Source organism: Pseudomonas sp., from assembly GCF_036387035.1.
Lineage (GTDB): Bacteria > Pseudomonadota > Gammaproteobacteria > Pseudomonadales > Pseudomonadaceae > Aquipseudomonas.
Genome location: NZ_DASVUM010000243.1, coordinates 57,582 through 80,491 on the forward strand (window position 1 = coordinate 57,582; position 22,910 = coordinate 80,491).

The window sequence follows — 22,910 nt, forward strand, 5'->3', positions numbered from 1 at the left end:
ATGAACCTGCCGAAGTCTGTCACGCCAGGACGTGCCAGCTATGTTCCTCAAGGCGTGTAATAAGGCGTTATTTCAGTGGGCGAAATCAGAGTATTCGCGCAGGGCTTCCGCGCGCGTCTGAAAGGCAAGACGCCTGAACCTGGTGAACAGTTCGTGGCGGCATCCAACATGGCTAACACCCGGATAACCCGGGGGTTTGCCTAATGGATGACGCACGCAAGTTTAAAGGGATATGGATACCCGCCGAGTTGTGGCTGGACCGTAACCTTAATATTAACGAAAAGATTTTCCTGATCGAAATCGACAGCCTTAGTGCGTCCGCGCGTGGTTGCTACAAGAGCAACGCGGCATTCGCCGAGTTCTTTGGCCTCTCGAAATCCAGGGTCTCCGAGATCATCAATGGTCTGGCAGCCAAGGGCTTGCTGGACATCAAAATCATCCGCGATGGCAAGCAAATCGTGGAGCGGCGCATCTATCTGACGCCCAAGCATGCGACCGAAAAGGTATTCGAAAATCCGACTACCCCTCCGGAAAACCCGACAACCCCCTATTCGGAAAACCGAAGAGACCTAGTCGGGAATTCGGGATACCCCTATTCGGAAAACGCTGCAGAGAGGGATAACACTCTGAGTAATACAACTGAGGGTATTTCTCCTCGCGTCGCTGGTGCGCCGATCGGGGAGAAGAATTCGACGTCTGCCCCTCGCGCTACCAAACCGAAAAAGCATGGCAGCGACGAAGACCATAAAGCGGCTCGCTGGATCTTCGGCAAGGTACTCAAGCTCGGCGGTGATCCCAAGGAACCCAACTGGGACGCCTGGGCCAATGACATCCGCCTGACCCGTGAGCAGGACGGCCGCACCCACCGGGAAATCTGCGAGCTGTTCGACTGGGCCAACCGCGACGAGTTCTGGCGCACCAACATCCTCGCCCCTTCGAAGCTGCGCAAACAGTGGGACACCCTCGCTGTGAAGCGCCTGGCCGCTCATGCCCCGAAAGCGGACATCAAGCTCGGCAAGTTCGACCCCCTCGCATTCGTAAACCAAAAAGGTACTGCCCATGTCATCCCAGGATCTGACGACTACATCGACGGCCAAGCTGTCCGTATTGAATAAGCCGCACGCCTCCCTGGGCATGAGCCCGATGGACTGGCTTTTCAACCGCCTCGACGGGGCGTACATGACCAAATGGCGCCGGGAGTTCCCCAGTGAGCAGGCCGTGGCCAACTGGCGCGAATCCTGGGCAGAGGGCCTGGAAGAGGAGCGCATCACCCTCGCCGAGATCAAGCGCGGCGTGGCGCAGTGCCGCAAGTTGTTCGACTGGCCGCCATCGCTGACTGAGTTCCTCAAGGCCTGCCGCCCAGCGTTGAACGCCGAGGTGGCCTTCGCCGAAGCGGTCAAGCAGATGAACCGGCGCAAGTTCCTGATGGGTACCGCGCTGCGCCCGGGCGAAACCGTCCAGCAGGACGAGTGGACGCACCCGGCGATCTATTGGGCTGCCCTGGAGCTGGGCAAGGACTTGTTCGATTACGAGTTCAAGGATTTGCAAATTCGTTGGCGCTCGGCGCTCGATCAGGCGTTGGCCAGCCCTAAAGGCGCGGTACCGCCGCCGATGCTGGCGCTGCCTGCGCCGCAGCTGACCGAGGAAGAGCGCCAGGCGCAGATTGTCCGCGGCCAGGAACAGATGGGGCGCATCCGCTCGATCACCCGGGGCGTCATGAACGGCATAAAGCCAAAGACCGCCCGCAAGTTCTTACGTGACGACCAGCTGGAGCAAAAGAAAAAGGAGATGGCCGAAGCCCTGGCCGAGCTGCAGGCGCGTGGAGCGATCACCGCATGAAAGGGACGAACCCAAGTGCGCGCCAGAAGCGTTACCACGACTTGCTGGCCACCCACATCGGCTGTCAGGCGTGCTTTCACGACCATGGCCACCGCAACACGCACGTCAGCATTCACCACATCGAGGGGCGCACCAAGCCCGACGCGCACTGGATGGTGCTGGCGCTGTGCGCTGGCCACCACATCGACGGTCAGGGCGCTCCTGGGCTGATCGCGGTGCATCCGTACAAAGCCCGATTTCAGAAGCTGTACGGCCACCAGATGGACCTGATGCGTGACGCCGCAAACGACCTGCAAGACCTGGGATGCGAGATCCCCGACGAAGTGCTCGACCTAATTGGGGTAAACGCATGAACACGCTTTACGGTATGGATTCGACCGACACCAACGTTTTCAGCATATCCGGCGGCAAGGATTCGACGGCCATGCTGCTGCTCGGCATCGAGCGCCAGGTGCCGAACGTGCAGGCTGTGTTCTGCGATACCGGCAACGAGCACCCGCAGACCTACGATTACGTGCGTTACCTGGCAGACGCCACCGGCGTCGAGATTCGTTGGATCAAGGCCGAGTTCGCCACGAAGATGGCCAACAAGCGCACCTACCTGCAGAAGCATTGGGGCGCCCAGCTGATGGCAGGCCGTCCGCTGGCGCCCGGGCACTGGTACCGCAACGACCTGCAGGGCTGCGACAGCGAGGCCGACTTCCCCACGGCGCAGCGCGAGCCGCTCAATGTTCCGGCCAATATGTTCGAGCCCGCCACCGTCGGCGTCTGGTCATGGTTCCCGGCGCAGCGCGAGATAGCGCCTCTCGTTGCAGAGCGCGCGCAGGAGCTGATGGACGCCGCTTGCGAAATGCTGCAGCCCACCGGCATCCCATTCCTGGATATGTGCCTGTGGAAAGGCCTGTTCCCCAGCACCAAACGCAGATTCTGCACCCAGGAACTGAAGATTTTGCCGATCCAGGAGCAGATATTCGCCCCACTGCTGGCCGATCACCGCACCCAGGACGTGTATTCGTGGCAGGGCGTGCGCGCTGACGAGTCGTTGGCGCGCTCCAAGCTGCCCGAGATCGACGAGGTGGGGAACGGCCTGTTCAACTACCGCCCGATACTGGCCTGGACAGTTGAGGACGTCTTTGCCATGCACCGCAAGCACGGGATCAAGCCGAACCCGTTGTACCTGCAGGGCATGTCCCGCGTCGGCTGCATGCCGTGTGTGAGTAACCGCAAAGAGGAGCTGGCCGAGATCGCCGTGCGCTTCCCTGAAGAGGTCGCGCGCATCCGTCGCTGGGAATCGATGGTTTCGACCGCCAGCAAGCGCGGCAGCTCGACGTTTTTTACTAGCATCACCGACCCGACGGTTCGGTCAAACGACCGCATCACGCACCTGTCGCACGGTATCGATCGCATGATTGAGTGGTCGATGACTTCGCGCGGCGGCCGCCAGTTCGATCTGATCCGCGCCGTCGCCGACGGTGTGTCCTGCAGCTCGGCATATGGTCTGTGCGAATGATTCGCCGAATCGTTGCGGCACTGCGCCGCCTGCTATACACCCAGATCGCCGAGGCAGGCCCGCGCTGCCCCGTGTGCGGCGATCGCCACCTGGTGCTGCTGCGATCGCAGTACCTGAAAGTCTGCTCGGCCTGCGGTACCGATATCCCCTGGCCGCTCGATCAGGGTCAAAAGCCCCTGTTCCTGCCCAGCCGGGCATCGCGCGGTAGCGTCAAGCCATGAGCATCCGCATGACGCCGGAGGCGTTCGAGCAGCTGCAGGCAAAGAACCGCGCCGCCCGGGCAAAAAACCCGCCCAAGCCAAAACCGACCCCAGCCGCAGCTGGCGCACCGACACCGGCGCCGACCGGTGTGAAGGCGTGGCAAGCGCTGGGGCGCTTGCCCGAAGGCCAGCTCAACAAGACCGAGCAGGCATTCGCCCAGCTGCTCGATCAGTGGAAGCGAGAGGGCAAAGTGCAGTGGTGGAAGGCCCACCCCTTCAGCATCAAGCTGGCAAAGAACACGCATTACCGGCTGGACTTCCTCGCACTGATGGGCGACGGCTTGGTGACAATGTTCGAGGTGAAGGGCACGTACACCTCCGAAAAGGGGCAGGCCAAGATCAAGCTGGCCGCCGAGGCGCTGCCGATCTTCCGCATGGTCAAGGCCGAGCGCCAGGCAGGTGGTGAATTCAAATTGACTGAGTTCCTGCCATGAGCTGGCAGGAAGCACATGAGGCGTACCAGAACCACGTCATGGGCTGCCCGAATTGTTACGCGCCGAAAAACCTGTATTGCGTCCAGGGCGCCGGGGTGCGCAATGAGTACATAACAGAGTGGGCCTTCAGCCTGCCTACGCGTGACGAACGCCGTCGGCTGATGATCGTGGAGAAGCAACGTAACCCCCACCTGTACCCGCAGCTCGACGCCCTGGTACGGGCACGCTTGGAGATTCAAGGCAGTGAGTGAGATTTACCTGATCAAGTACGGTGATGGATCGTTTCGCCCGGCCACTGAAGAGGATGTCGAGGCCATGCGCCGGTTCAAGGTCGGAACGGCCGTGCGCTGTGAGGTCAAGGAGGTGCGCAACTGGGCGTTCCTCAAGAAGACCATGGTTCTCTTCCGGGAGGCCTACAACTTCTTTTGCGAGCATAACCTATCGACGCAGACGTACCTCGGGCAACCGGTGGTGCCGAACAAGGACCGGTTCCGCAAAGACTTGACCATCCTGGCAGGCCACTACAAGCCGACGTTTGACATTCGTGGCAAGGTGCGGCTGCAGGCGTCATCGCTTAGTTACGCCAACTGCAGCCAGGAGAAGGCAGAACAAATTTATCAAGATGTCATCACGGCAGCATTGAAAAACGTGTATAGGGCGAACTTGAGCGAGCAGGAACTGCGCGACCACGTAGAAAATGTATTACGTTTTGCATAAATTGAAACAAGATTGAAACAATCGCCGTACAATTTTCTTTATTAAGACCACATAAATCGATGTTTAATAGTTTACGAATGTAAGAATCGGGTAAAGTTCAAAAATCAGCGAAAATCGCGCTTGCATGTTGCTAACGGAATTATTACTCTTTGCTTATCGAGTGAGGGCAAACACCGACGGGCAAGTCAACATGGCAATGCGCAAGGACAACGACCTCTACGAGATCAATTGTCAAGAAGTAGGCAAGCGTCTGCGCATGGCCAGGCTGGCATGCAAGCTGTCTCAGAAAGATGTGGCGGATCACCTAAAGCACGAAAATGCAACGCAAATTTCCCTTTGGGAGAGTGGCGACAGGTTGCCCCCGCTGACTGAGCTGATCAGTGTTTGCCAGCTTTACATGGTACCGACCGATTTCATTTTCGGAACGATCGACGACCCCATAGCGGACCCCGTCGAGAACCGAATGGCGTTAGGCGTCAAGGCTGTGACCGAGACGATCGAAAGCCAGTTTATGAAGTTCGCCTCGGCACTCGGCAACTCGGTTGCGGTGACCTTAGATAGCAGGGATCACGACCGAAAAGAAGCGAAGGCAATGGCCGAGATGGCCGCCGAAGCTGAAACACGATTCCATCGCTTGTTGGAATTGAACCCCGACTTTGAGACTGAATGTAGGGGCGGGGCCAGCCTGGTAAGTTCCATTCAAGGCATGGTCAAGTTAGGCAAAAGAGCGCGAGAGCGTATTGAGAGTGAAGAGAAGCGGTTAGGTTTCATTGATCGAGAACTTTCGTTCAAGGATAAGACGAACGCGCATCAGCAATTCTTAATACCGCTGTTAGCCGAATAGAATTCGCAACTTAGTTGCACGCCGGTATAGCTCAGTTTGGTAGAGCAGCTCATTCGTAATGAGAAGGTCGCAGGTTCGAATCCTGTTCCCGGCACCATATTGCTGTAACACCACTGATTAGTAACAAACGAGAGCGAACTATGAATAAGCAACAATTGATTGACGCTGTAAAAGAACAGGGGAGTTTTCCCACTGTAGCCGCAGCTAAGCAGGCAGTCGATTCGGTTCTGGAAGTTATCCAGGACGAACTGGCTCAAGGCGGCAACGTTGTACTGGTCGGCTTCGGCAGCTTCGAAACTTCGCAGCGCGAAGCTCGTACTGGCCGCAATCCGCAGACGGGGGCACCGCTCTCCATCGATGCACGACGCGTCGTTAAGTTCAAGCCAGGCAAGGCTTTGAAAGACGCTGTCGCGTAATTCGAAATCCTGCGGGTCGCCGTCATGGGTGTGTGCAGCGGATCTGGTCCGTCATGTCGAAAACCAGTCAATACAGGCCTCGCGTCTGTATTGGGAAGGTACCCAGGCGCTTAGGCGCTGGTCCAGCTCTCCCACTGTCGGGGCGCCCGGGTAGCTTCACCAATGCAGATGCATAGAAATATTGCGGGATAGAGCAGTCTGGCAGCTCGTTGGGCTCATAACCCAAAGGTCGCTGGTTCAAATCCAGCTCCCGCAACCAACTAGGCGAAAGCCAAAAGAGCACCGACAGCGCTGTTTGAAGCGTAGCAACTGCAACTTGGTTGCCGCGATGGATTCAGCAATCGACGTGGGGCGTTACTGGGCAAGCTACGGGCCTTTTGACTGTCGGGATCAGACCGGCCCGATATACCTCGACAAATACGTTACTTCCTCCAGGGTGATATTTGTCGAGGCTGCATCGGAGAGCGCTTTGGTTGCGGATAACCCCCAGTCCGACCTGACGACTAAAGCCCTCTACCGATGCAGATCGTGATCCGTCCTCGTGGCGGCGGTAAATATGGCGAGTGTGGTTCGTTTGCGTTAGACGCTCGAAGGGACACCGATCGACGAGGTTGACCATGTGCTTAAGTCGTCGTTAGCCGGGTAACACCGGGCACTGCATCAATACGGCCAGCTTGCTGGCGCCGGAACACGTAACCGGCCCGATAACACCTGAGCGCGGGCAGTCGCTCAGGCTGCATCGGTCGCATCATTCACCTACTCCCTCGGTCGTGGGTTCACGGGGGTGAGTGATGCGACCAATGCAGATGCAACGTGCTGATCACTCCCTCGCCTCCCGGCCGGACAATGATCAGGGCAGCAGTTCCGTGAGGGCTGCTATCTGCAGCAAGCTGAAAACCAGCCGCCGCCTCCTGTCGGTGTTTTTTGCGAGGCCGAATGCTGGATAGGCCCGCCCCTAAGTGCCCCGGGGTAGAAGGTTGTGGAACGCCCGACCAATCAGTAGGCAGCTGGACCGTAGGCGTGACGGCTCGGAGAGACGAGCACAGAACATGGCGAAAGCCGCCCGAAATTGGCGAGATGCGACTCTTGAACCCAATCTAAAAGTAAGTTTGGATCGCCGCGTAAAACCCCGAACGCGTAATGAAGGGGTGACAGAGCCCGATAGGTGGGTGACCGGCGTAATGGCCTTGCATGCCGATCCGACCTCCATCGGATACAGAATCACTGCACCGTGTACCTGGTTCGCCAGGCTGCATTGGAAAAACGGCGGCGTCTGAGGACTCCCCTTTTTCCAATGCAGATGAATCGCCAGGGTTGACTGGCTAAGTCGGTAGAGGCGTCGGCTATACCCAGGAGGTCACTGGTCGGCTACGCGATGAGAGGCGGGAGGTACGTGACCCAACGAGCCCGCCCAGAAAGCCGGAATGACACCGGCCATATGCAGAGCAAACAGCGCCGCGCAGGCGGTGTGTCCTACCCCTTGGCGTCGAACCTGGGGTATGGCGGAACAACTGCGCCAGCTGGGGGGAGTGCCCGGCCCGATAGTCCTTAGCGACCTCGTTCCAGGAATACGGGGCGAGCGCGTTCGCCCGTGGTTCATGCGCCAGCAAGGCGAGGACGGCCCCGAGGTTTTCGACTCCCGCGGATTCCAGCTGATGGACAGTGTTGCCCCGAGCGGTCGGCGTCGTGTGTCCGGCTGGTGCTCGATACTTTTACGCGTGCCGCTCGGAAAGGCCCCCGCATGACCCCGCGCGTCGGCCTGCATCATTGCCCCCGCGGGGGAAGCGCTGATGTCGAAAAGAGTCATTCTGGTGGTGGGGTTCAATGCGATCGCCATCGTGTGGCCGTGGGTCAAGGCCCGGTTTGACGCCTGGCTTCACCGTTTTATCAGTTCACGTATGAGGCAATCATCCATGTCCGAAGTCGTAGTCGAAGTACCGGCCGTAACCGAATACCCAACCAGTGATGCCCAGGATGTGTCTGACACCATCGCCCTGGCGGTTGAAGATCCGGTCGAAGCCACTGTCGAGATCCCGGCCCAGGAGGTCGCGCCCGAGCCTGAGCCCGTTGCTGAAGTCGAGCGGCTGCCGGTAGACGACACCCAGGCCGAGGCCGCGCCTGTCGCCGATGTCCTGGTGATCGATAACCATACCGCCGCCATCCTGACCGCCCAGGCTGTAAAGGCAGGTCCTGATTCAAAGGAATCTGTAATGTTGCAGCCAACGCTCGCCGGTATCACGGGCAGCACGACGCTGGCCAGCACCGTGACCGCGGCCGAGACCCCGGCGCCCATCAGGCCGTCGATTCCCCAGGAGGTGACCAACCTCGACACGTCTGCAGATGCTCTGCTCGATGCGTTGTCTGCCCTGGTCACCAAGCTGGCGCCGGTGATGGCCAGTACGCCAGGGGTGGATGGTGAAGCCAGCGCACCCGATGACAGCCGCGCCCCGCTCGCCGGTCAGCTGGCCTCGGTCAACGGCAAGCTCGCCCATGTGCTGGCGCTAATGAATGCCACGACTGCAGCGGTGGAGCTGTAATGCTGCGCCTGGTCTCGCGTATTAGTGCCGCCCTGCTCGCTCGCTGCCTGGCTGCTGTGATCCGTCCGCAGGTGACTGCAGCCAATGGCCTGGCGCGTTACGCCATGAGCCAGCCCCATGAGCGAGGGCCTATGCCGTGTGGCTGTAAGGGTAAGCGTCGCTTGAATTGGCCACAGGCTCCGATCGCGCTCGTGTACCTGGTGCTGATGATCCTCGCCGTATGGGTGTGCGCATACATGGGCAGCCGTGGTGATGTTGTCGGCTGGGTGTTCCTGGCCATCCTGGTGGTGGCGATCCCGCTCGCTGTTCGTGACATGCTCCGCCTGGCGATCACGTATCGCGCCTGCAGCTGCTCGAAGTGGCACGACGACAACTTCCACGGCGGGGCACCAGCATGAGCCCGCGACAGCTCGCCATCACCCTCGGTATCTCTCGCGTGATTCTCGGCACCGCTGCGGCTGGAATGCTCGCTGTGCTCTATGGGTGCGTACAGGTGTGTTCCGCCTAACACGTTCCAGCTCCATCCCGATCCACCACGTCACGCAATGGGCGCATAGGTGGATCGGAAACCCTCGCATTCCCCCCTCTCCCCTGTACACCACAATCAACCCCGTAGCGTGATGCACCATAGATGCAGACGCTAAGCGTGCTCGTTCGCAGGTTCGATAGTTAGCCGGGGGTCATGTCCCAAAACTAAGGGCTGGTGTTCACCATCATCGGTTCCTGGGCGCATAGACCATACAAAACGAGTAGGTCAGTGGGTTTGCCATCCCACCTTTCTGACGGATCAGAAGTGGTACGCCGCGCCATGGCTCAAAGGCGGCATTCATTCCAGTCACGAGGCCATACATGAGCGGTACCCCGAGAAACGCTGCTGATATAGCGAAGGGGGTAGCTCCCAAGCGCTCGTCATCCAAGGCAGCCACCAAGAAGGCGCCAGCCAAGAAAGTCCCCGCCAAAAAGCCAGCCCCCAAGGTTCTCGGTCCTACCGATGAGGACGAAGCGGTAGAGCTGGCCAATGCGCTGACGATCGATCCCGATAATCCCAAGCACGCACGCCTGGCCAGATTCATCGACGAGTACATGATCGATCTGAATGGCACGCAAGCGGCTATACGTGCGCACTACAGCGTGAGGACTGCCCAGGTACAGGCAAGCCGTCTGCTATCAAATGTTATGGTTCAAGCCGAGATTTCCCGACGCCAGCATGAGCGCCGTGAACGCCTGGGTATTGAAGCCGACACCGTCTACAAGTACGTGCATGGCATCGCGACCGTCGATACCAATGAGCTGATCGAGAACCGCATCGACGCCTGCCGCTACTGCTGGGGCAGGGACAACCGCTACCAGTTCACCCGTAGCGAGATGGAAGCCCGAGAGGAGGAGTACAACACCGAGTGCGCAGCAGCTGCGGACAACGGTGAAGAAATGCCCCAGTTCGACGAAAAGGGCGGTACCGGGTTCAACCCCAAGGAAGGCCCGAACCCTGAATGCATGGAATGCTTCGGGGATGGCGTGCCTAAGATCGTCATGAAAGACAGCCGCAATATGTCGCCCCAGGCCCGCATGGCCTACGGCGGCACCAAGCCCGGTAAGTTCGGCCCCGAGATGGTGGTCTACGAGCGCACTAAGGCGCTGGACATGCTGGCGCGCCACGAAGGGTTCTATAACGACAAGCTGGATCTGAACATGGGTCAGCAGATGACCGCCGAGGAGCTGGATGCGCTCTACGAAGCGGCCGAGGCCAAAGCAATGGCCGACAAGGAGACGCTGGCCGAGCGCGAGGCCCTCCTGGGTGATCTGGAGCCCTAATCCACCTCACGGCATGGCCGTAATGCCGATCGTGCTCCCTGCGCAATCCTGCGGCCTCGCCTTTTCAGCCCCCTGGCCCCTTGCCTGGCGGGCTCCTGGCATACCTGAAACCGGTCGTTTGTTCGTACTGGCTGAGGGAAAGTAGGAACAAACCAGCAATGAGAAAGCCCCGCAAACGCCTACCCCCGCCCAGGCCTTCCACTCCCTCCCCTGCCGACGTCTCGCTCGCACGCGCCAATGCCCGACTGACCGCCGCTGCGGCTGGCGACATGGTGTGCGTGAGCGGACGCGCCTGGACCAACTACGAGAGCGGCCGCACCCGCATGAATGGAGCCCTGTGGCGTTACTTCTGCATGGTGACGTGCCAGTTCGATTTCATTACTTAGCAATATGTAATCTTACGGTTACTTTATGCTTGCAATCTGGTTGCGGCGTGGGTAGAGTTCACCCCATTAAAGCGCAACGCCCTGGAGGGCCTACCATGTCCCGCAACATCCCGACAGCAGCTCAGCTGCGAACCAAATGCCACAACTGGAATGCCCAGCACCCGGTGGGCGCGGTGATTGCCTTCGAATCAACCCGCGGCCACGGCGAAACCCATCGTGGCAAATCTTACAGCGAAGTAATGGGCGGTCACAGCGCTGTGAGCTGGCTGGAAGGCAAGAGCGGCTGCGTGGATTTGAATCAGTGCATGGCGCTGAAGGCGGAGGCCGTATCGTGAGCAAGTGCGCTAATCCAGTCTGTACGCATGATGTCGTCATTCCAGCCAAGTCTTTTTTGCGGCAGCGCTTCTGCTGCTCGAAGGCGTGCGCGGCGGTGGCTTGGGAGGCTTTGCCAAAGGATCTTGAAATAGTGATCGCACCTTTGAACATGGCCTCACCTATCGACGGCCTGCGTCCCGTCATGGTGACTGCGATACGTGCTAAAGGACCCGGCATTGGCACGGAGCGCTATGAAAAGGGCGAGGCCATCTTCCATGCCTGGGGCATGGCCAGCGATGACAATGGCGAAAGCTACGGCCCCTACTCCACCGCAATTGTCGAGTTCCCAGACGGCACGGTAGGGAACGTCTACGCCGAGAGCATCCGCTTCCTCGACCGTACCTAACTCTCGCCATACCCCGAGGCCCGCCACGGGCCTCCCCTCAAGCAACTCGATTGCCACTGGCCCGCCCCTTCATTGGGGCCGAGCCCGTGCCAGCGCCCGCACCCCGCGGAGCGCATTTCGAGACCTAACAGATGACCAATATAGAAAAGCTGATCGCCGCCCTCACCGCACTTTCCGCCCTTCGCGCCGAGGCCGAGCCTACGCCTGAAGTTCCTACCGCTGACCTGGTCGGTGCCGTTGACTTCACCCAGGTGCCCACCACCGGCGCCGTGCTGGTACGTGTCGATCCTGAGCGCGTCTGCCGTCATCAGGCCCGTGACCTGATGAAGATGGTCACTCAGGGCCTGGCCGAGAGCGGGCAGGAGGTGACTGCCACGTTCATGGTGGTACCGAATTACATCCAGCTCGAAAGCCTCACCGAGGATCGCCTGGCAATGATGGGCCTGCAACGTATTCCCGGCTTCAACCCTGCTCATGCTGCTGCAGCAGCTGCCGCACCCTCCTCGACCGCTCACTGATCCGGATCGCCCCGATGCACACTCAACTGACATTCAAGCGCCTGGCACCGGGCGCTAAGGTTCCGCAGTACATGACCGCGGGCGCCGCATGCTTCGACCTGCACGCCTGCTTGGACGAAAACACCCGCGGCACAAACGGTCCCGGCCACACGGGTCGGCAAGCATGAGCCAGCCGATCAACTGGGCGCTGGTTCCGCTGGCCACCCATTTCCTGGCCAAGGCCGACGATAGCGGCATGTATCTCGACACCTTCTGGCGATACGAGCCACACCTGCAGGTGCCCGTCGCGGCCTGGCAGGTGCTGGAGACCGGCGAAGTGAATCTATGCCCGCCTCCCCTGGTATGCGTAATGCGGGACCGTCTGGTTTCTCGCCCTGCCCAGGAATGGGATGGCGAGGGCATTCCGCCTGTGGGCACCGTGTGCGAGGCCCTGGCCACCCGCACGCAGACCTACCGCAAATGCGAGGTGGTCGCTGTTCGTGATGGCATGGCCATCGTGGTGTTCTGCGATCACGAGGAACTCCAGTGGGCGAAACACTTCAAGCCCCTGCGCACTGCTCAGCAGCGCGCGGATGGTGGCGAGCCGGAGCCGGTCCAGTGGAACGGCAAAGGTCTACCGCCCGTGGGTATCGAATGCGAGGTGAAGCGCGAGCTAGATCCGCACTGGCAGCGCGTCACTATCCTGGTGCACTTCCTGGCCGCAAAGCAGGTTGCCGTGTATGTGCCTGTCGAAGGCAACAAGGTGGTCGCCCAGGCCATTGCCGATTGCTTCCGCCCGATCCTAACCGGCCGTCAGCGCGACATGATCGCGGCTCGTGACATCGTGGTTCGCGACATGCTGCGCGTGATCGAGCAGAGCGGCGCCAGCGACACCCGCGCCGACGATTGCCTGGCGCTGTACGACGCTGGCTTCGGCCAAAAGGTGACCGTGTGAGAGACCTGGCCATTTGCGTGGCCGCCGCCGTCGGGATGCTCGTCGTCCTGGTGGCGGGCTTCACCGCCTACAACTGGGTGCATAACCAAATGGTTGCCGTATCTGTGACCTACCCCGTGCCAGGCCGCCAATGCGCGGTGGCCACCGGCTCCAATGGCGTGGCCATCGACTGCTGGAAGGTAACCCTGTAATGACCGATTGCCGAGCTGGCCAAGGGGCCGACGCCGTGACGCAGGCGGCCCTCGACGCAGCCATAGACGAGCTGGCCCAGGTAAAGCGCAGCCGCGCGCATCTGCGGCAGCAGCTCAGGGAAGCCCATGACCGCCTGGCGCTACTGGAGCGTCTCGCCGGTATCGAGCAGCTGGCCAAGATCGCCGATTGGGATGGCCTGACCCGCACCGGCGTGGCCCAAGCCCTGCGCGACGACGTCGCCGAGAACCTTAACCAAACCTGGTACAACGCCGCGATCGCCGTCCTGGTGGAGCTGATCGAGTGCGTGCCCAATGTGAGATCCGCATCATGAGCAGAACTCCGAGCACCCCTACACCCTGGGAATACAACCACGCCAGTCATGGCGATGCCCGTGGCCAGGTGGTGGTGACTGAATACTTTGTGCGCCAGGTCGGCGCCAATGTGGCGATCGCCTCCGACATCATCGACCCCGAAACCGGCCTGCCGTCCGAAGCGAACGCCAAACGCATCGCTGCGGCCATGAATGCCTGCGAGGGGATCGATACATCGGGCCTTGTCGGCCTGGGCGGTCTCGGCCTCCTGGCCAAGGCGAACCACAACGCTTACGTCGTAAAGCACCAGCGCGACGCCCTGTTCAAGGCGCTGCAATCGATCATCCTCCACGCCAATCCGGTACTGTTTTCCGCTGGCCAGCTCCAACAGGCGCAGAAGGCGCTGGCCATGCCCCAGCAAAGCGATATGCCCGCATGAGCCAGTACCGTCTCGGCAAGCTGTACATTCGCCGCCTCAAGCGTACCGACTCGGCCAACGACTGGCGTACCGGCATCAATCTGCACCATACCCGGGCTGTGATCGAGATAGGCCGCCGCGGCAAGGCCTACGTCATGGTGCGTCATGGATTCCCCCTGGTGATGGCGATCGCTAATTCACGGCGCGAGCTGGAAACGCGTATGTGGTTCGGCCGCGGTGGGTCGTTCAAGCAATACGCGGGCACCTGGAAGCTATCGCCAGAAGAGCGTGCCCAGCGCGCCATCAAGGCACTGCCATGACCGAGGGCAACATCACGCTCACCCCACTGAAGGGCTACGCCGAAGCCATGGCCCTCCTCACCGAGGCGCAGCTGGCCGCAGATACGCAGTGGTGCGCTCATTTTGAAGGCCATATGGATTCGGTCGGCATGCAGGTGATCGTCCTGCCCCAGCGTCTTGCCGAATGGGTCGCCCTCCGCGGCTTCAATATGGACCGGGTAGAGGTGGCCTGTCCGCTGCAGGCCTTCGCCCAGGGTCGCCAGACGGGTAAAACCGAACTGCACACGCGGCATATGCGCGCCAAGGCCGAACGCACCGGCCAGTTCGATCGCCCACGCCAGCCGCCCGCGACAGGCCCCCGTGGCCGGTGGGGTGCCCTGTGATACTGATCAGCGCGAGTGACGCCGAGCTGCTGGCGCTGGCCGCCAAGGCTAATGGATGCGTCCAATACGACCCGTTCCGGCAGGTATTCCGCCGCGTGGTTGAAATGGGGTTTCTCAGTGACGACTGGCGCCCGCTCACTGATGACAGCGACGCGCTGCGGCTGGCGGTCCAGCTCGGCATGTTCACCACCGCCTCGGGATTGTCCGAGTTCCAGGCGTACTACAGCGACGAGATGGCCAGGGACAACAAGCCGACAGCGGCCACGCGCCGAGCGATCGTCACCATTGCCGCCTATCACGGGCTGACCTTGCCATGAGCCTGCTTTGCCACCTGGTGGGCCACAAGTTCGTCACGGTCCATAAGACCTATGGCGTCCTCAGCGGTACCACCAAAACCCTGATGCACCGCTAGTGCCAGCGCTGCAGCCACAAAAATCCCAACTGGAACGGACAATGAACACCACCAGACGCATCACCATCCCCGAGCAGCGGCTGCAACGCCTGGCCAGCGCTAACGAGTTCATCCGTTCGATCGCCAGCTGCGGCCGCCACTTCTTTGCCGACACTGGCGCCGGGCACGGCGCATACCTGAGCCTGAACGCCCGCGCCTCGATCGTGTGGCTGCATGACGACTACACCGGCAAGCAGATCAACACCGCAAAGGAAGGTCGGTGGGATGGCTTCAGCCACGGCGGCACGCTGAAAAGCCTGGTGGGCAGCATCGCCAGGCACGTCCTGGACGGCTCGACCATGCGGTTCGGCTACTTCCAGCCAAAGATGGATAACGGTTTCGAAAACCCGTGGGGGTATGGCGATGACATCCTGGCCGTGCGCGCCGAAGGCGTTCGCTTGGGGCTGATTAAGGCGCCAGCTCAGCCCGTGGAGGCTGCAGCATGAGCGGCGTGGTGATCACGGGCGCCCAGCTGCGCGAAGCCCTGGAATTCATTGCGCCTGATAACACCGAGGAGCAGATGGCCCAGGAGGCGCTGATAGAGCTGGGCGACGCTAGCTATCACAGCGGGCCAGGACTGTACGTCTGTGATGCGGAGTATCCAGAGGAGGGCAGCATATTGCTCACGGGAGAGGGATACGAAACACACAAGCGCCCGGCCGTCGCGCTGCCCGCCTTCACCGGCTATCAAGATCATGTCGTGCGCGAGCTGCAGGCCGCCTTTCGCCAGGCCGTCGAACAGGCAGGCATGACGATCGCAGACGACTTGCCGGACATCTGAGGTGCTCTAAGCAGCCTTGCCCGTGAAGAAGTATTTCATCACGGGCTCTTCTACCGGTATCGACCGTGAATCACCTATCTTGATCACGATTTCGGTCAGTTTTTCCTGGCCTTCAGGGACGTCTGCGCAGTCGTTTTTGCTCGTGATCTTCAATGTATCAACCGGCAATACGCTCACATTGGGATACACCTTTTCCACCCCGTTCGCTGCCCTTAATACAGGTGGATCGACCCACCCCGCCGTTATGCTGCCGTTCGCAATGTTTCGGACCATGCAAGTGGCTTCGCTTGCTGAATATGCGATGCCTGCTCGCACCTGTGAGGGCGGGGCACTGAATACCGCGGGCTCAGGAGTGCCGAGATCGATTCCTTTCGCGATATTGCTGGTCGCATCCGCAAGCACGATCATGGGGCTGCCTGTGGTCATGTAAACCAGCCATCCGCGCCCGACGACCTTTTCCACAAACACCTTATCGTTCCCAGTAAGCATGATCGCGCAGGCGGGGCAGGTAGTTTTAACGATAGCTCCCCCTATGGCCTGGGTCAGAGCGTTGACATCACCCTTCACGATTGCCCCGCCGATATTCAGCAGGTCTGGAACAGGATTTACGGCCTCGACCACATAACCACCATCCGGCCAGCATATGCCCACGTCATCTTTGTAATAGTGTGGCTGGCAGGCAAACACGTCGATGCTGACCAGCGCCACCGAGATAGCACAAAGACTTCTTATTTTAATTTTCATCTTCCTCACCTTTGCGGTTGCGCCACCTCGGGCGAGATGGCGTGCGTGGAATATAGCCCCATCTACCCTGCTCGCCTGACCAGCAAAACCTGCTGCAGCTCAATGTTTTCGGTGCTAGGGCACATCATGACAGCTAAATCACAAGCATATAGTTATGTTTACACAACTGTTTGCTTGCATTGAGCCAAGCCCGAGGGTAGAGTCATCCACACGAACCGACCACCTCGTGGGTAAGCCCAATGACCACACGTAGCGACACCAATCATCTATGCGGCGCGTCTCATCCGCGCGCCAAGCTCACCACCTCCCAGGTGGATAGCATCCGTGACGCCTATGAGGCTGGCGGCAAGTCCTATGCGAGCCTGGCTGCCCAGTATCAATGCGGCATCGCCACTGTCCGCGACATCGTTCTGTACCGGACGCGCTGCGCCGGATAACGCCCCTCCCCTTCCCTGAAACACCGACTACCACGCCGCCCTGCGCGAGCGTGTCTGGAGACTGCTATGCCTGTAAAAAACGCAATCGTTCACCTGATCGACAAAAAGCCCGACGGCCTCCCTGCGATCGTGCATCTCAACAACGCGGCTATCCCCGAATCCGACGCCCTCGACAACCTGTCGTTCGACCTCAACGACGCCTATAACGCCAAGGCCAACAAAGGCTGGGGCCTGTTCCACGCCGAATCCGGCGCGTTCCCCTTCAGCGGCTGGCTGCGCGCATGGATGGATCTGCAGATTGACTTCGTTGCCTTCACCCGCCGAGCCACTGAGCACCTGACCCAGCTGCTGGAGGAAAGCAACCTGAGCACGGGCGGCCATGTCCTGTTCGCCCACTACCAGCAAGGCATGACCGAATACCTGGCGATCGCGGTGCTGCTGCAGTCCGAAGGCGTCACGCTAAACGCCGAACTGCAGATCGAGGCAACCCGTTACCTGGACGTCGGCAAGCTGCACCTGGCTTGCCGCATCAACCTTTCGGAGTGGCGCCAGAACGCGAAATCGCGCCAATACATTTCGTTCCTGAAGAGCAAGAACGGTCGCAAGAACGGCGACTACTTCCGCGACTTCATTGGTTGCCAGGAAGCGATCGACGCCCCAAGTGAGACCCGCACCCTGCTGAAAGCCTTCACCGATTTCGTTGAGGCTGAAGACATGGGCGAGGAGCAGGCGCGCGAAGCCACCGGCAACCTGGTTGCATACACCAGCGACACCGCCCGCAAAGGCGAGGCGATCACCTTGGACGAGCTGTCGGAGATGATCGACGGGGATAGCCCCAAGTCGTTCGCCAACTTCATCCGCGATAAGGATTACGGCCTGTCGGACACCATCCCCGCCGATAAGCGAGTGATCAACCAGTTCCGCCGTTTCACCGGCCGCTCTGAAGGTCTGTCGATCAGCTTCGAAGCCCACCACCTGGGCAACCGCATCGAGTTCGATCAGACCAATGGAACCCTGACCATTCGCAACGTGCCGACCGCCCTGGTTGAGCAGCTCAAGCGCGCAGACAAGTAAGGAGTCACCCCTATGTGCAACGTATTGAAACTCCAAGGCCGTCAGTGGGCGCTGGAATCCCTGAGCGGCATGGTCGGCATGACCATAACCAGAGAGGGCCGCGGCAAGGTGGTTGCCACCCTTTCCCTCGGAACCGTCGCCAAGCCCGAGGATTACGCCCTGGGCGTGCAGTCGGTCATCGACGACTTCATCAAGATCGAGGCGCGGGCATGAAAACTTACTACCCGAGCACAAACCAGCGCGTCATGGGCGGAAATCTGCAGATGGTCGAAGATCCGGACGGCAATGGCTCCTGGGTGACTCGCGAAGACTCGGCCAAGCAAAACGAGGCCGACCGCCTGGCAGTGGCTGCGCTGCAGCGTCAGATCAACACGTTGAAAGCTGGCGTGCTCGGCAAGTTCGATGCGGAAGGCCTGGGAAAAGTCATCCAGGCGCTGCGCGCGGACACGGCTGGCGGTACCAACGCCACCATGACCGACCTCGACGCTGCTGCAGATGCCCTTGAGTACCTGTGCGAGCTGGTAACTAAGCCCGCGGCCGGGCCGCTGCCGATCGTTCATGTTGACCCGGCCAGCGGTCCCGACGATCAGCCGGACCGGCTTACCTGACTCCCGAAGCGCTGCCCTGGCGGCGCCCACGCAACACCGAACGCCTGACGGTTTCAGGCACCTGGATAAGGAACACCCCTGTGGAAATGCTGATAGGCCTCGCCATTCTGGCGATCAACCTTGGAGTCAGTTGGTATAACGCCGTGGTATGCGGCAGGCACTGGACCGAGACCAAGATCATGGGCGGGTTTCCGCGCCTGCTCATGTGGTGTGCGGCCACGCAAAGCGCCGTCGGTTTCTCGATGCTGCTGATCATCATCGGCGTGTTCGGCGCCAGTGCCCTGGGCCACATGCCGCCCAAGGCGATGCACGCTGCCATGTCGCTGTGGTACCTGGCGGTGATCATTCCTGCGATCGGTACCGGCCTGGTGGTAACCATCCACTCCTGGATCGTGGCCTGGCGCGAGCGCAGCTGGCAGAACGTCGGCGCGGCGGCCTGGAACACCTACGCCGCCGGCAGCAATCTGTTCAACGCAGCGAACGGCGGCGTGCTCGATGCCATCCTTGACGTCTCCGATCTGTTCGACGGTGACGATGCGGGCGGCGCGATCGCCAAGCTGGTGCTGTTCCTGGTGATCGTGTCCCTCCTGGGCGGTGTGCTGGTCACCTGTCTGCTTATCAGGAAGCACGACCGCATCGCGCGCCGCCAGCTGCGCTACGCCTACGCCTGACAACCCGGGCGCCTGCGGGCGCCCATCCTCCCCGTATAAGGCCCGACTATGACTCAACACGAACAGATGCGCCGCTCGCTGTGGATCGGCATGGCTACCGGCGTGGCCGCAGCGGTCACCATCACGGACAAGAAGGCGCCAGCCTCCTGGGCTGATCATGCACTTGCAGACTTCGACGCCCGCTTCCCTGCGCCAGTCCCGGCCCCAGCTGCAGTGCCAGGTATAACGCGCACATTTGAAATGAGACCCGACGAGATCGCCCACTTCACAGCGCCGATGCCATCCGGGTTCGGTCACGCCGCGGCTGAAGCGCAGCAGCGCAAGGTGCTGACCATGTTCGAGGTGCGGGGCGTGATGGACGCCCGTATGCCGTTCAGGGTGCTCGCCGATCCCCCGGGCCGCTACTCCGTCAGCGAAGCAGCACCGGAGGCATAGCGCTCGATCAGTACGAATTACAGAGCGTCTGCGCTCCTATCTTGTTGCAATAGGTGTGTACAGGCTGCGTGTATTGCACCTGGTTCCACGCACGCGCATTAGCCTCTACCGCCGCGTTGTTCTCCTGCACGGTTTGTTTGTATTCCGCCGCTTCCATGGCGACTTGATTGCATACTGCTACTGGCGGCGCAGGCAGCGTCAACACTGCAGCTTGAAACCGGCTTTCGAAATAGGCGCGGTCATAGGTCCAGGTATTCAGGTTATGTGTGAGCCTTCGTTTCTCCCAAAGCGAAGCATCTGGCGTTACCTGTCCCGAGAGCCCGCAGCGATCGGCCGCCACGAGCCCCTGAATGAAATTATCGTAGTAAGCATTGGGCAGCGTTGGCGGTGGGGTGGAAGCGCAACCGGTCAACAACGTAGCGATGCCGAAGCCGAGCATCATCGGTTTAATCATCCCTAAAACGGTCACGGCGCGATCCCTAATGGCTAAAAGCCACGCAAGATGAACTAATTTTTAGTTTCTGTCACCTGGAAGCCACGGTATCCGGGCCGCTGGCCTGCCCCCAGTCTTTCCCGCTTCGGCTATTATCGAAAAACCCGCTGCGATTCCCGAGGCCGTGACCCATGAGCAAGGCAAGCCCTGATATCCGCATTCTGCTTGAAAAGGCCGCAAAGGCCGCTGGATACACCCTCGATTTTCAAGCTGGCGAGGCCAAGCTGGTCACCGACGGCATTCCCTCGCGTGCCTGGCGTCCGCACCTGGACGATGGCGACTCCCGCCGCCTGGAAGTACGCATGAGTATGTGGGTTGAGGTCTCAACCCTGGAGAGCTGCGCCCAAGCATCGGGCTTCCAGCTGTGCTCGGAATATCACAAGGGCGACAAGGAAGGCGCGACCCGTATGGTGGTATTACGCGCTGCTGCTGCGGCCTGGCAGGGTATGCCGTAACGCACTCCAACCCGCCTAGCAAACATGAGGCCATTGATCAAATTTGATCATTTCGTTTATTGCGTTTGTCGTTTATTTCGAATATAAATGCTCTACCGCTGCTGCCGCAGCCGGTTACCGCCCCATTGGAGATACACGATGACTTCCGCCGATCTAGCTCGCACCATCCTTCCAGATGACAAAGCGATAGCTGCGGCTACTGAATCAAGCCGTCAGATCGCTGCTTTCGTTTCGACGAAACTGGATACCCAACGTATTGAACTGGTTGACGACGCACAGCAGCGTCAAGTCGTGGAGCTGCCCACGTTCGCGCTGAGACTGCTGGGCGACATTTTGAGCGAGTTAGCCCTGGGCAATACGGTAAAGGTCGTTCCTATTCATGCCGAGCTGACAACCCAGGAAGGTGCCGACATGCTTAACGTCTCGCGACCGCACCTGGTCAAGCTGCTGGATGATGGACTTATTCCGCATACCAAAACCGGTAGCCACCGCCGTATCAGGTTTACCGACCTCATGGCCTATAAGGCTGAGCGTGAGAAAGAGAGCCGGACAGCTATGGATGAGCTGGCTGCACAAGCCCAAGCGCTGAACATGGGGTATTAATGAGGCATTCACCCTTCACCGTGGTCTATGACGCATGCGTTCTTTACCCTGCGCCGCTGCGGGATCTGCTGATGCACCTTGCCCTGACTGGCGCGTACCGTGCGCGCTGGTCGGCGCAAATACATGACGAATGGACGCGAAACCTCCTCTTAAACCGTCCTGATCTGACGCCTGAGCAGCTGACCCGCACCGTCACCTGCATGAACAATGCGATCCCAGATTGCCTGGTCACGGGTCATGAGCCTCTTGTGGCTGGCCTCGATCTGCCTGACGCCGATGATAGGCATGTCCTCGCCGCTGCCATCAAATGCAATGCCTCGGTCATTGTGACGTACAACCTCAAGGACTTCCCGGCAGCGATCCTGGATGGCTTCGACATTGAGGCCCTACACCCGGACATTTTTTTGTCCGATATATGGGATCTGGATCAAGCGGCGATGCTCTTAGCGGTGCAAAATCAGCGCGCCTCTCTGAAGCATCCGCCCCAGACTGCGCGGGAGCTACTCGACACTTTATTGCAGGCGCAGCTGCCTGAAACTGTAAAGCAGCTTTCGACCTTTGAGCTACTGATATAGAAACGCAGGGGAGAGGTTTCTCTCCCTCATGATTACCGCCTTTTTCTTATGCTCCGTATATACGTTATGCGCTGTATGAACCAAGTGCGCGGACCAACCTGCTCATTGATGCCCGCCTGAAATCCCTTCCGATCCCCTCCTCATTCCTGCATCGCGAATTTGCCACTCTGGCGCCGCGCTCGATGAAAGTAACGTAGCACGCGATTTAGGCAGCCTCGCGCTTGTTCATTCATACGATATGCACCGTACATACCCTATGCACGCAACCTCGTTGCGCCATGCCTCCCCCTGTTTCGGCTTTTCACTTACTCTTTGCTAATCTTCACACAACTATTTGCTTGCATTCCTGCTGCGCGCCCCATATCGTTGCTCCATCGAAACGACGCACAGCCCTGGAGGGCAGCACCATGCAAAACCAAACCGATACCAAAGCCCGCAGCCTCGCCACCCGCATCGTTGCCTACTGCGCAGACCGCTGCCTGACCCTGGGCGGTCTGGTTTCTCGTATCCAGGAAGCTGGCACCCTCACCTGTGAAACAGCTAAGGAGCTGACCACCTATTGCGATCAGGTGCAGTGCCTGACCTTGGGCGGTTTGGTAGACGAGGTATGGACGCTGCGCGAGGCGTACCACGCCCCCCTGGAAGCGTCCCTTGAAGTGGCTCACCTGAACTACGGCGCTACCGTCATCCATGTGAAACCCAGCGACCTGCTGCCCCTGCCGCCGACATTCGATTTCGACAATGCAGAGCAGTGCGCCCGCACCGTCTTTGCGGTCATGAGCAACGCTTCGGGCGGTTTCGCCCTGCGCGATTGCAAGGTCCGGATCGACATTGCTCGCAAGCGGGTCAACCTCACCGCAAGCGGCTGTCATGTGTTTTATGCGCCGACGGATCGCCAGAAGCTTCCTATTGAGGAGGCCATCCGGGCGCACCAGCAGGCCACCGTGCTGGAGCTGGGCAGCGTCAGCACCGACCAATACGGCGAGGGATGGAAGCGCGCCGTCTGGTCGTGACAGCCCCCTGATCGACCCTCCCAGCCCGCCATGCGCGGG

Annotated in this window: 38 protein-coding genes and 2 tRNA genes; 38 read left to right on the forward strand and 2 right to left on the reverse strand. The window is 60.1% G+C overall.

Annotation, left to right across the window (positions count from 1 at the left end; translation table 11 throughout):
- The first annotated feature begins 203 nt into the window (after nucleotides 1–203).
- The 28 genes from VF672_RS22155 (at nucleotide 204) to VF672_RS22290 (ending at nucleotide 15,763) form a co-directional block, all read left to right on the forward strand.
- Complete coding sequence (locus VF672_RS22155) at nucleotides 204–1,115, forward strand: helix-turn-helix domain-containing protein (protein WP_331106904.1); 912 nt, start codon at nucleotides 204–206, stop codon at nucleotides 1,113–1,115.
- Complete coding sequence (locus VF672_RS22160; protein WP_331106906.1) at nucleotides 1,060–1,839, forward strand: replication protein P; 780 nt, start codon at nucleotides 1,060–1,062, stop codon at nucleotides 1,837–1,839. The genes VF672_RS22155 and VF672_RS22160 overlap by 56 nt, the downstream gene beginning before the upstream one ends.
- Nucleotides 1,836–2,192 carry a Ref family recombination enhancement nuclease gene (locus VF672_RS22165; protein ID WP_331106908.1) on the forward strand — a complete coding sequence of 119 codons (357 nt, stop codon included), beginning with the start codon at nucleotides 1,836–1,838 and terminating at the stop codon, nucleotides 2,190–2,192. The genes VF672_RS22160 and VF672_RS22165 overlap by 4 nt, the downstream gene beginning before the upstream one ends.
- Complete coding sequence (locus tag VF672_RS22170) at nucleotides 2,189–3,349, forward strand: phosphoadenosine phosphosulfate reductase family protein (protein ID WP_331106910.1); 1,161 nt, start codon at nucleotides 2,189–2,191, stop codon at nucleotides 3,347–3,349. The genes VF672_RS22165 and VF672_RS22170 overlap by 4 nt, the downstream gene beginning before the upstream one ends.
- On the forward strand, nucleotides 3,346–3,570 hold the full coding sequence (locus VF672_RS22175) for a hypothetical protein (protein WP_331106912.1): 225 nt from the start codon (nucleotides 3,346–3,348) through the stop codon (nucleotides 3,568–3,570). Before VF672_RS22170 ends, VF672_RS22175 begins: the two co-directional genes overlap by 4 nt.
- Nucleotides 3,567–4,043: a hypothetical protein gene (locus VF672_RS22180; protein WP_331106914.1), complete on the forward strand. Its 477-nt coding sequence runs from the start codon at nucleotides 3,567–3,569 to the stop codon at nucleotides 4,041–4,043. Before VF672_RS22175 ends, VF672_RS22180 begins: the two co-directional genes overlap by 4 nt.
- Nucleotides 4,040–4,294, forward strand: coding sequence for a hypothetical protein (locus tag VF672_RS22185; protein ID WP_331106916.1), 255 nt, complete (start codon nucleotides 4,040–4,042; stop codon nucleotides 4,292–4,294). Before VF672_RS22180 ends, VF672_RS22185 begins: the two co-directional genes overlap by 4 nt.
- The gene (locus VF672_RS22190) at nucleotides 4,287–4,760 is read left to right on the forward strand and encodes a DUF1367 family protein (RefSeq protein WP_331106918.1); all 474 of its coding nucleotides are present in this window, start codon (nucleotides 4,287–4,289) and stop codon (nucleotides 4,758–4,760) included. Before VF672_RS22185 ends, VF672_RS22190 begins: the two co-directional genes overlap by 8 nt.
- 190 nt (nucleotides 4,761–4,950) lie before the next feature.
- On the forward strand, nucleotides 4,951–5,604 hold the full coding sequence (locus VF672_RS22195) for a helix-turn-helix transcriptional regulator (RefSeq protein WP_331106920.1): 654 nt from the start codon (nucleotides 4,951–4,953) through the stop codon (nucleotides 5,602–5,604).
- A gap of 20 nt (nucleotides 5,605–5,624) precedes the next feature.
- Nucleotides 5,625–5,701 (forward strand) — tRNA-Thr (locus VF672_RS22200).
- Nucleotides 5,702–5,744: 43 nt separating this feature from the next.
- Nucleotides 5,745–6,020 carry an HU family DNA-binding protein gene (locus VF672_RS22205; protein ID WP_331106922.1) on the forward strand — a complete coding sequence of 92 codons (276 nt, stop codon included), beginning with the start codon at nucleotides 5,745–5,747 and terminating at the stop codon, nucleotides 6,018–6,020.
- A gap of 182 nt (nucleotides 6,021–6,202) precedes the next feature.
- Nucleotides 6,203–6,279: transfer RNA gene (locus VF672_RS22210), tRNA-Met, on the forward strand.
- A gap of 1,654 nt (nucleotides 6,280–7,933) precedes the next feature.
- On the forward strand, nucleotides 7,934–8,557 hold the full coding sequence (locus VF672_RS22215) for a hypothetical protein (RefSeq protein ID WP_331106924.1): 624 nt from the start codon (nucleotides 7,934–7,936) through the stop codon (nucleotides 8,555–8,557).
- Nucleotides 8,557–8,955 (forward strand): hypothetical protein, encoded by a 399-nt coding sequence (locus tag VF672_RS22220; protein ID WP_331106926.1) that lies wholly within the window; start codon nucleotides 8,557–8,559, stop codon nucleotides 8,953–8,955. Before VF672_RS22215 ends, VF672_RS22220 begins: the two co-directional genes overlap by 1 nt.
- Before the next feature lie 451 nt (nucleotides 8,956–9,406).
- Nucleotides 9,407–10,369 (forward strand): terminase small subunit, encoded by a 963-nt coding sequence (locus tag VF672_RS22225; protein WP_331106928.1) that lies wholly within the window; start codon nucleotides 9,407–9,409, stop codon nucleotides 10,367–10,369.
- Between the two features lie 158 nt (nucleotides 10,370–10,527).
- Entirely contained in the window at nucleotides 10,528–10,755 is a 228-nt protein-coding gene (locus VF672_RS22230; RefSeq protein ID WP_331106930.1) for a helix-turn-helix domain-containing protein, read from the forward strand.
- 95 nt (nucleotides 10,756–10,850) lie between these two features.
- On the forward strand, nucleotides 10,851–11,090 hold the full coding sequence (locus VF672_RS22235) for a hypothetical protein (protein ID WP_331106932.1): 240 nt from the start codon (nucleotides 10,851–10,853) through the stop codon (nucleotides 11,088–11,090).
- Nucleotides 11,087–11,476 (forward strand): hypothetical protein, encoded by a 390-nt coding sequence (locus VF672_RS22240; protein ID WP_331106934.1) that lies wholly within the window; start codon nucleotides 11,087–11,089, stop codon nucleotides 11,474–11,476. Before VF672_RS22235 ends, VF672_RS22240 begins: the two co-directional genes overlap by 4 nt.
- A gap of 131 nt (nucleotides 11,477–11,607) precedes the next feature.
- Complete coding sequence (locus VF672_RS22245; RefSeq protein WP_331106936.1) at nucleotides 11,608–11,994, forward strand: hypothetical protein; 387 nt, start codon at nucleotides 11,608–11,610, stop codon at nucleotides 11,992–11,994.
- Between the two features lie 163 nt (nucleotides 11,995–12,157).
- Nucleotides 12,158–12,928, forward strand: coding sequence for a hypothetical protein (locus VF672_RS22250; protein WP_331106938.1), 771 nt, complete (start codon nucleotides 12,158–12,160; stop codon nucleotides 12,926–12,928).
- Nucleotides 12,925–13,119, forward strand: a complete 195-nt coding sequence (locus VF672_RS22255) for a hypothetical protein (RefSeq protein ID WP_331106940.1) — start codon at nucleotides 12,925–12,927, stop codon at nucleotides 13,117–13,119. The genes VF672_RS22250 and VF672_RS22255 overlap by 4 nt, the downstream gene beginning before the upstream one ends.
- Entirely contained in the window at nucleotides 13,119–13,451 is a 333-nt protein-coding gene (locus VF672_RS22260) for a hypothetical protein (protein ID WP_331106942.1), read from the forward strand. Before VF672_RS22255 ends, VF672_RS22260 begins: the two co-directional genes overlap by 1 nt.
- Nucleotides 13,448–13,870, forward strand: a complete 423-nt coding sequence (locus VF672_RS22265; RefSeq protein ID WP_331106944.1) for a hypothetical protein — start codon at nucleotides 13,448–13,450, stop codon at nucleotides 13,868–13,870. The genes VF672_RS22260 and VF672_RS22265 overlap by 4 nt, the downstream gene beginning before the upstream one ends.
- Nucleotides 13,867–14,169 (forward strand): hypothetical protein, encoded by a 303-nt coding sequence (locus VF672_RS22270; protein ID WP_331106946.1) that lies wholly within the window; start codon nucleotides 13,867–13,869, stop codon nucleotides 14,167–14,169. Before VF672_RS22265 ends, VF672_RS22270 begins: the two co-directional genes overlap by 4 nt.
- Entirely contained in the window at nucleotides 14,166–14,531 is a 366-nt protein-coding gene (locus VF672_RS22275; RefSeq protein WP_331106948.1) for a hypothetical protein, read from the forward strand. Before VF672_RS22270 ends, VF672_RS22275 begins: the two co-directional genes overlap by 4 nt.
- Complete coding sequence (locus tag VF672_RS22280; RefSeq protein WP_331106950.1) at nucleotides 14,528–14,848, forward strand: hypothetical protein; 321 nt, start codon at nucleotides 14,528–14,530, stop codon at nucleotides 14,846–14,848. Before VF672_RS22275 ends, VF672_RS22280 begins: the two co-directional genes overlap by 4 nt.
- A 136-nt stretch (nucleotides 14,849–14,984) precedes the next feature.
- The gene (locus VF672_RS22285) at nucleotides 14,985–15,428 is read left to right on the forward strand and encodes a hypothetical protein (RefSeq protein WP_331106952.1); all 444 of its coding nucleotides are present in this window, start codon (nucleotides 14,985–14,987) and stop codon (nucleotides 15,426–15,428) included.
- On the forward strand, nucleotides 15,425–15,763 hold the full coding sequence (locus tag VF672_RS22290) for a hypothetical protein (RefSeq protein WP_331106954.1): 339 nt from the start codon (nucleotides 15,425–15,427) through the stop codon (nucleotides 15,761–15,763). Before VF672_RS22285 ends, VF672_RS22290 begins: the two co-directional genes overlap by 4 nt.
- Before the next feature lie 6 nt (nucleotides 15,764–15,769).
- On the opposite strand, the gene VF672_RS22295 is transcribed toward VF672_RS22290, so the two are convergent.
- Entirely contained in the window at nucleotides 15,770–16,507 is a 738-nt protein-coding gene (locus tag VF672_RS22295) for a hypothetical protein (protein ID WP_331106957.1), read from the reverse strand.
- A gap of 239 nt (nucleotides 16,508–16,746) precedes the next feature.
- Between VF672_RS22295 and VF672_RS22300 the strand changes: the two genes are divergently transcribed.
- The 6 genes from VF672_RS22300 to VF672_RS22325 all read left to right on the forward strand — a co-directional run bounded on the left by VF672_RS22300 (nucleotide 16,747) and on the right by VF672_RS22325 (nucleotide 19,732).
- A complete protein-coding gene (locus tag VF672_RS22300) occupies nucleotides 16,747–16,944 on the forward strand; it encodes a hypothetical protein (RefSeq protein ID WP_331106959.1) in 198 nt (65 codons plus the stop codon).
- Nucleotides 16,945–17,010: 66 nt separating this feature from the next.
- On the forward strand, nucleotides 17,011–18,018 hold the full coding sequence (yejK, locus tag VF672_RS22305; protein WP_331106961.1) for a nucleoid-associated protein YejK: 1,008 nt from the start codon (nucleotides 17,011–17,013) through the stop codon (nucleotides 18,016–18,018).
- Between the two features lie 12 nt (nucleotides 18,019–18,030).
- Entirely contained in the window at nucleotides 18,031–18,231 is a 201-nt protein-coding gene (locus tag VF672_RS22310) for a hypothetical protein (protein ID WP_331106962.1), read from the forward strand.
- Entirely contained in the window at nucleotides 18,228–18,626 is a 399-nt protein-coding gene (locus tag VF672_RS22315; protein WP_331106964.1) for a hypothetical protein, read from the forward strand. Before VF672_RS22310 ends, VF672_RS22315 begins: the two co-directional genes overlap by 4 nt.
- 80 nt (nucleotides 18,627–18,706) lie before the next feature.
- Nucleotides 18,707–19,297 carry a hypothetical protein gene (locus VF672_RS22320; RefSeq protein WP_331106966.1) on the forward strand — a complete coding sequence of 197 codons (591 nt, stop codon included), beginning with the start codon at nucleotides 18,707–18,709 and terminating at the stop codon, nucleotides 19,295–19,297.
- A gap of 48 nt (nucleotides 19,298–19,345) precedes the next feature.
- The gene (locus tag VF672_RS22325; RefSeq protein ID WP_331106968.1) at nucleotides 19,346–19,732 is read left to right on the forward strand and encodes a hypothetical protein; all 387 of its coding nucleotides are present in this window, start codon (nucleotides 19,346–19,348) and stop codon (nucleotides 19,730–19,732) included.
- Between the two features lie 7 nt (nucleotides 19,733–19,739).
- On the opposite strand, the gene VF672_RS22330 is transcribed toward VF672_RS22325, so the two are convergent.
- Entirely contained in the window at nucleotides 19,740–20,201 is a 462-nt protein-coding gene (locus VF672_RS22330; protein WP_331106970.1) for a hypothetical protein, read from the reverse strand.
- 155 nt (nucleotides 20,202–20,356) lie between these two features.
- Here VF672_RS22330 and VF672_RS22335 point away from each other — a divergent pair, with 155 nt between their 5' ends.
- The 4 genes from VF672_RS22335 (at nucleotide 20,357) to VF672_RS22350 (ending at nucleotide 22,871) form a co-directional block, all read left to right on the forward strand.
- Nucleotides 20,357–20,680, forward strand: a complete 324-nt coding sequence (locus VF672_RS22335; protein WP_331106972.1) for a hypothetical protein — start codon at nucleotides 20,357–20,359, stop codon at nucleotides 20,678–20,680.
- Nucleotides 20,681–20,818: 138 nt separating this feature from the next.
- Nucleotides 20,819–21,283: a helix-turn-helix domain-containing protein gene (locus VF672_RS22340; protein ID WP_331106974.1), complete on the forward strand. Its 465-nt coding sequence runs from the start codon at nucleotides 20,819–20,821 to the stop codon at nucleotides 21,281–21,283.
- Nucleotides 21,283–21,858 carry a PIN domain-containing protein gene (locus VF672_RS22345; RefSeq protein ID WP_331106976.1) on the forward strand — a complete coding sequence of 192 codons (576 nt, stop codon included), beginning with the start codon at nucleotides 21,283–21,285 and terminating at the stop codon, nucleotides 21,856–21,858. The genes VF672_RS22340 and VF672_RS22345 overlap by 1 nt, the downstream gene beginning before the upstream one ends.
- 407 nt (nucleotides 21,859–22,265) lie before the next feature.
- Entirely contained in the window at nucleotides 22,266–22,871 is a 606-nt protein-coding gene (locus VF672_RS22350; protein ID WP_331106978.1) for a hypothetical protein, read from the forward strand.
- Nucleotides 22,872–22,910: the final 39 nt, after the last annotated feature.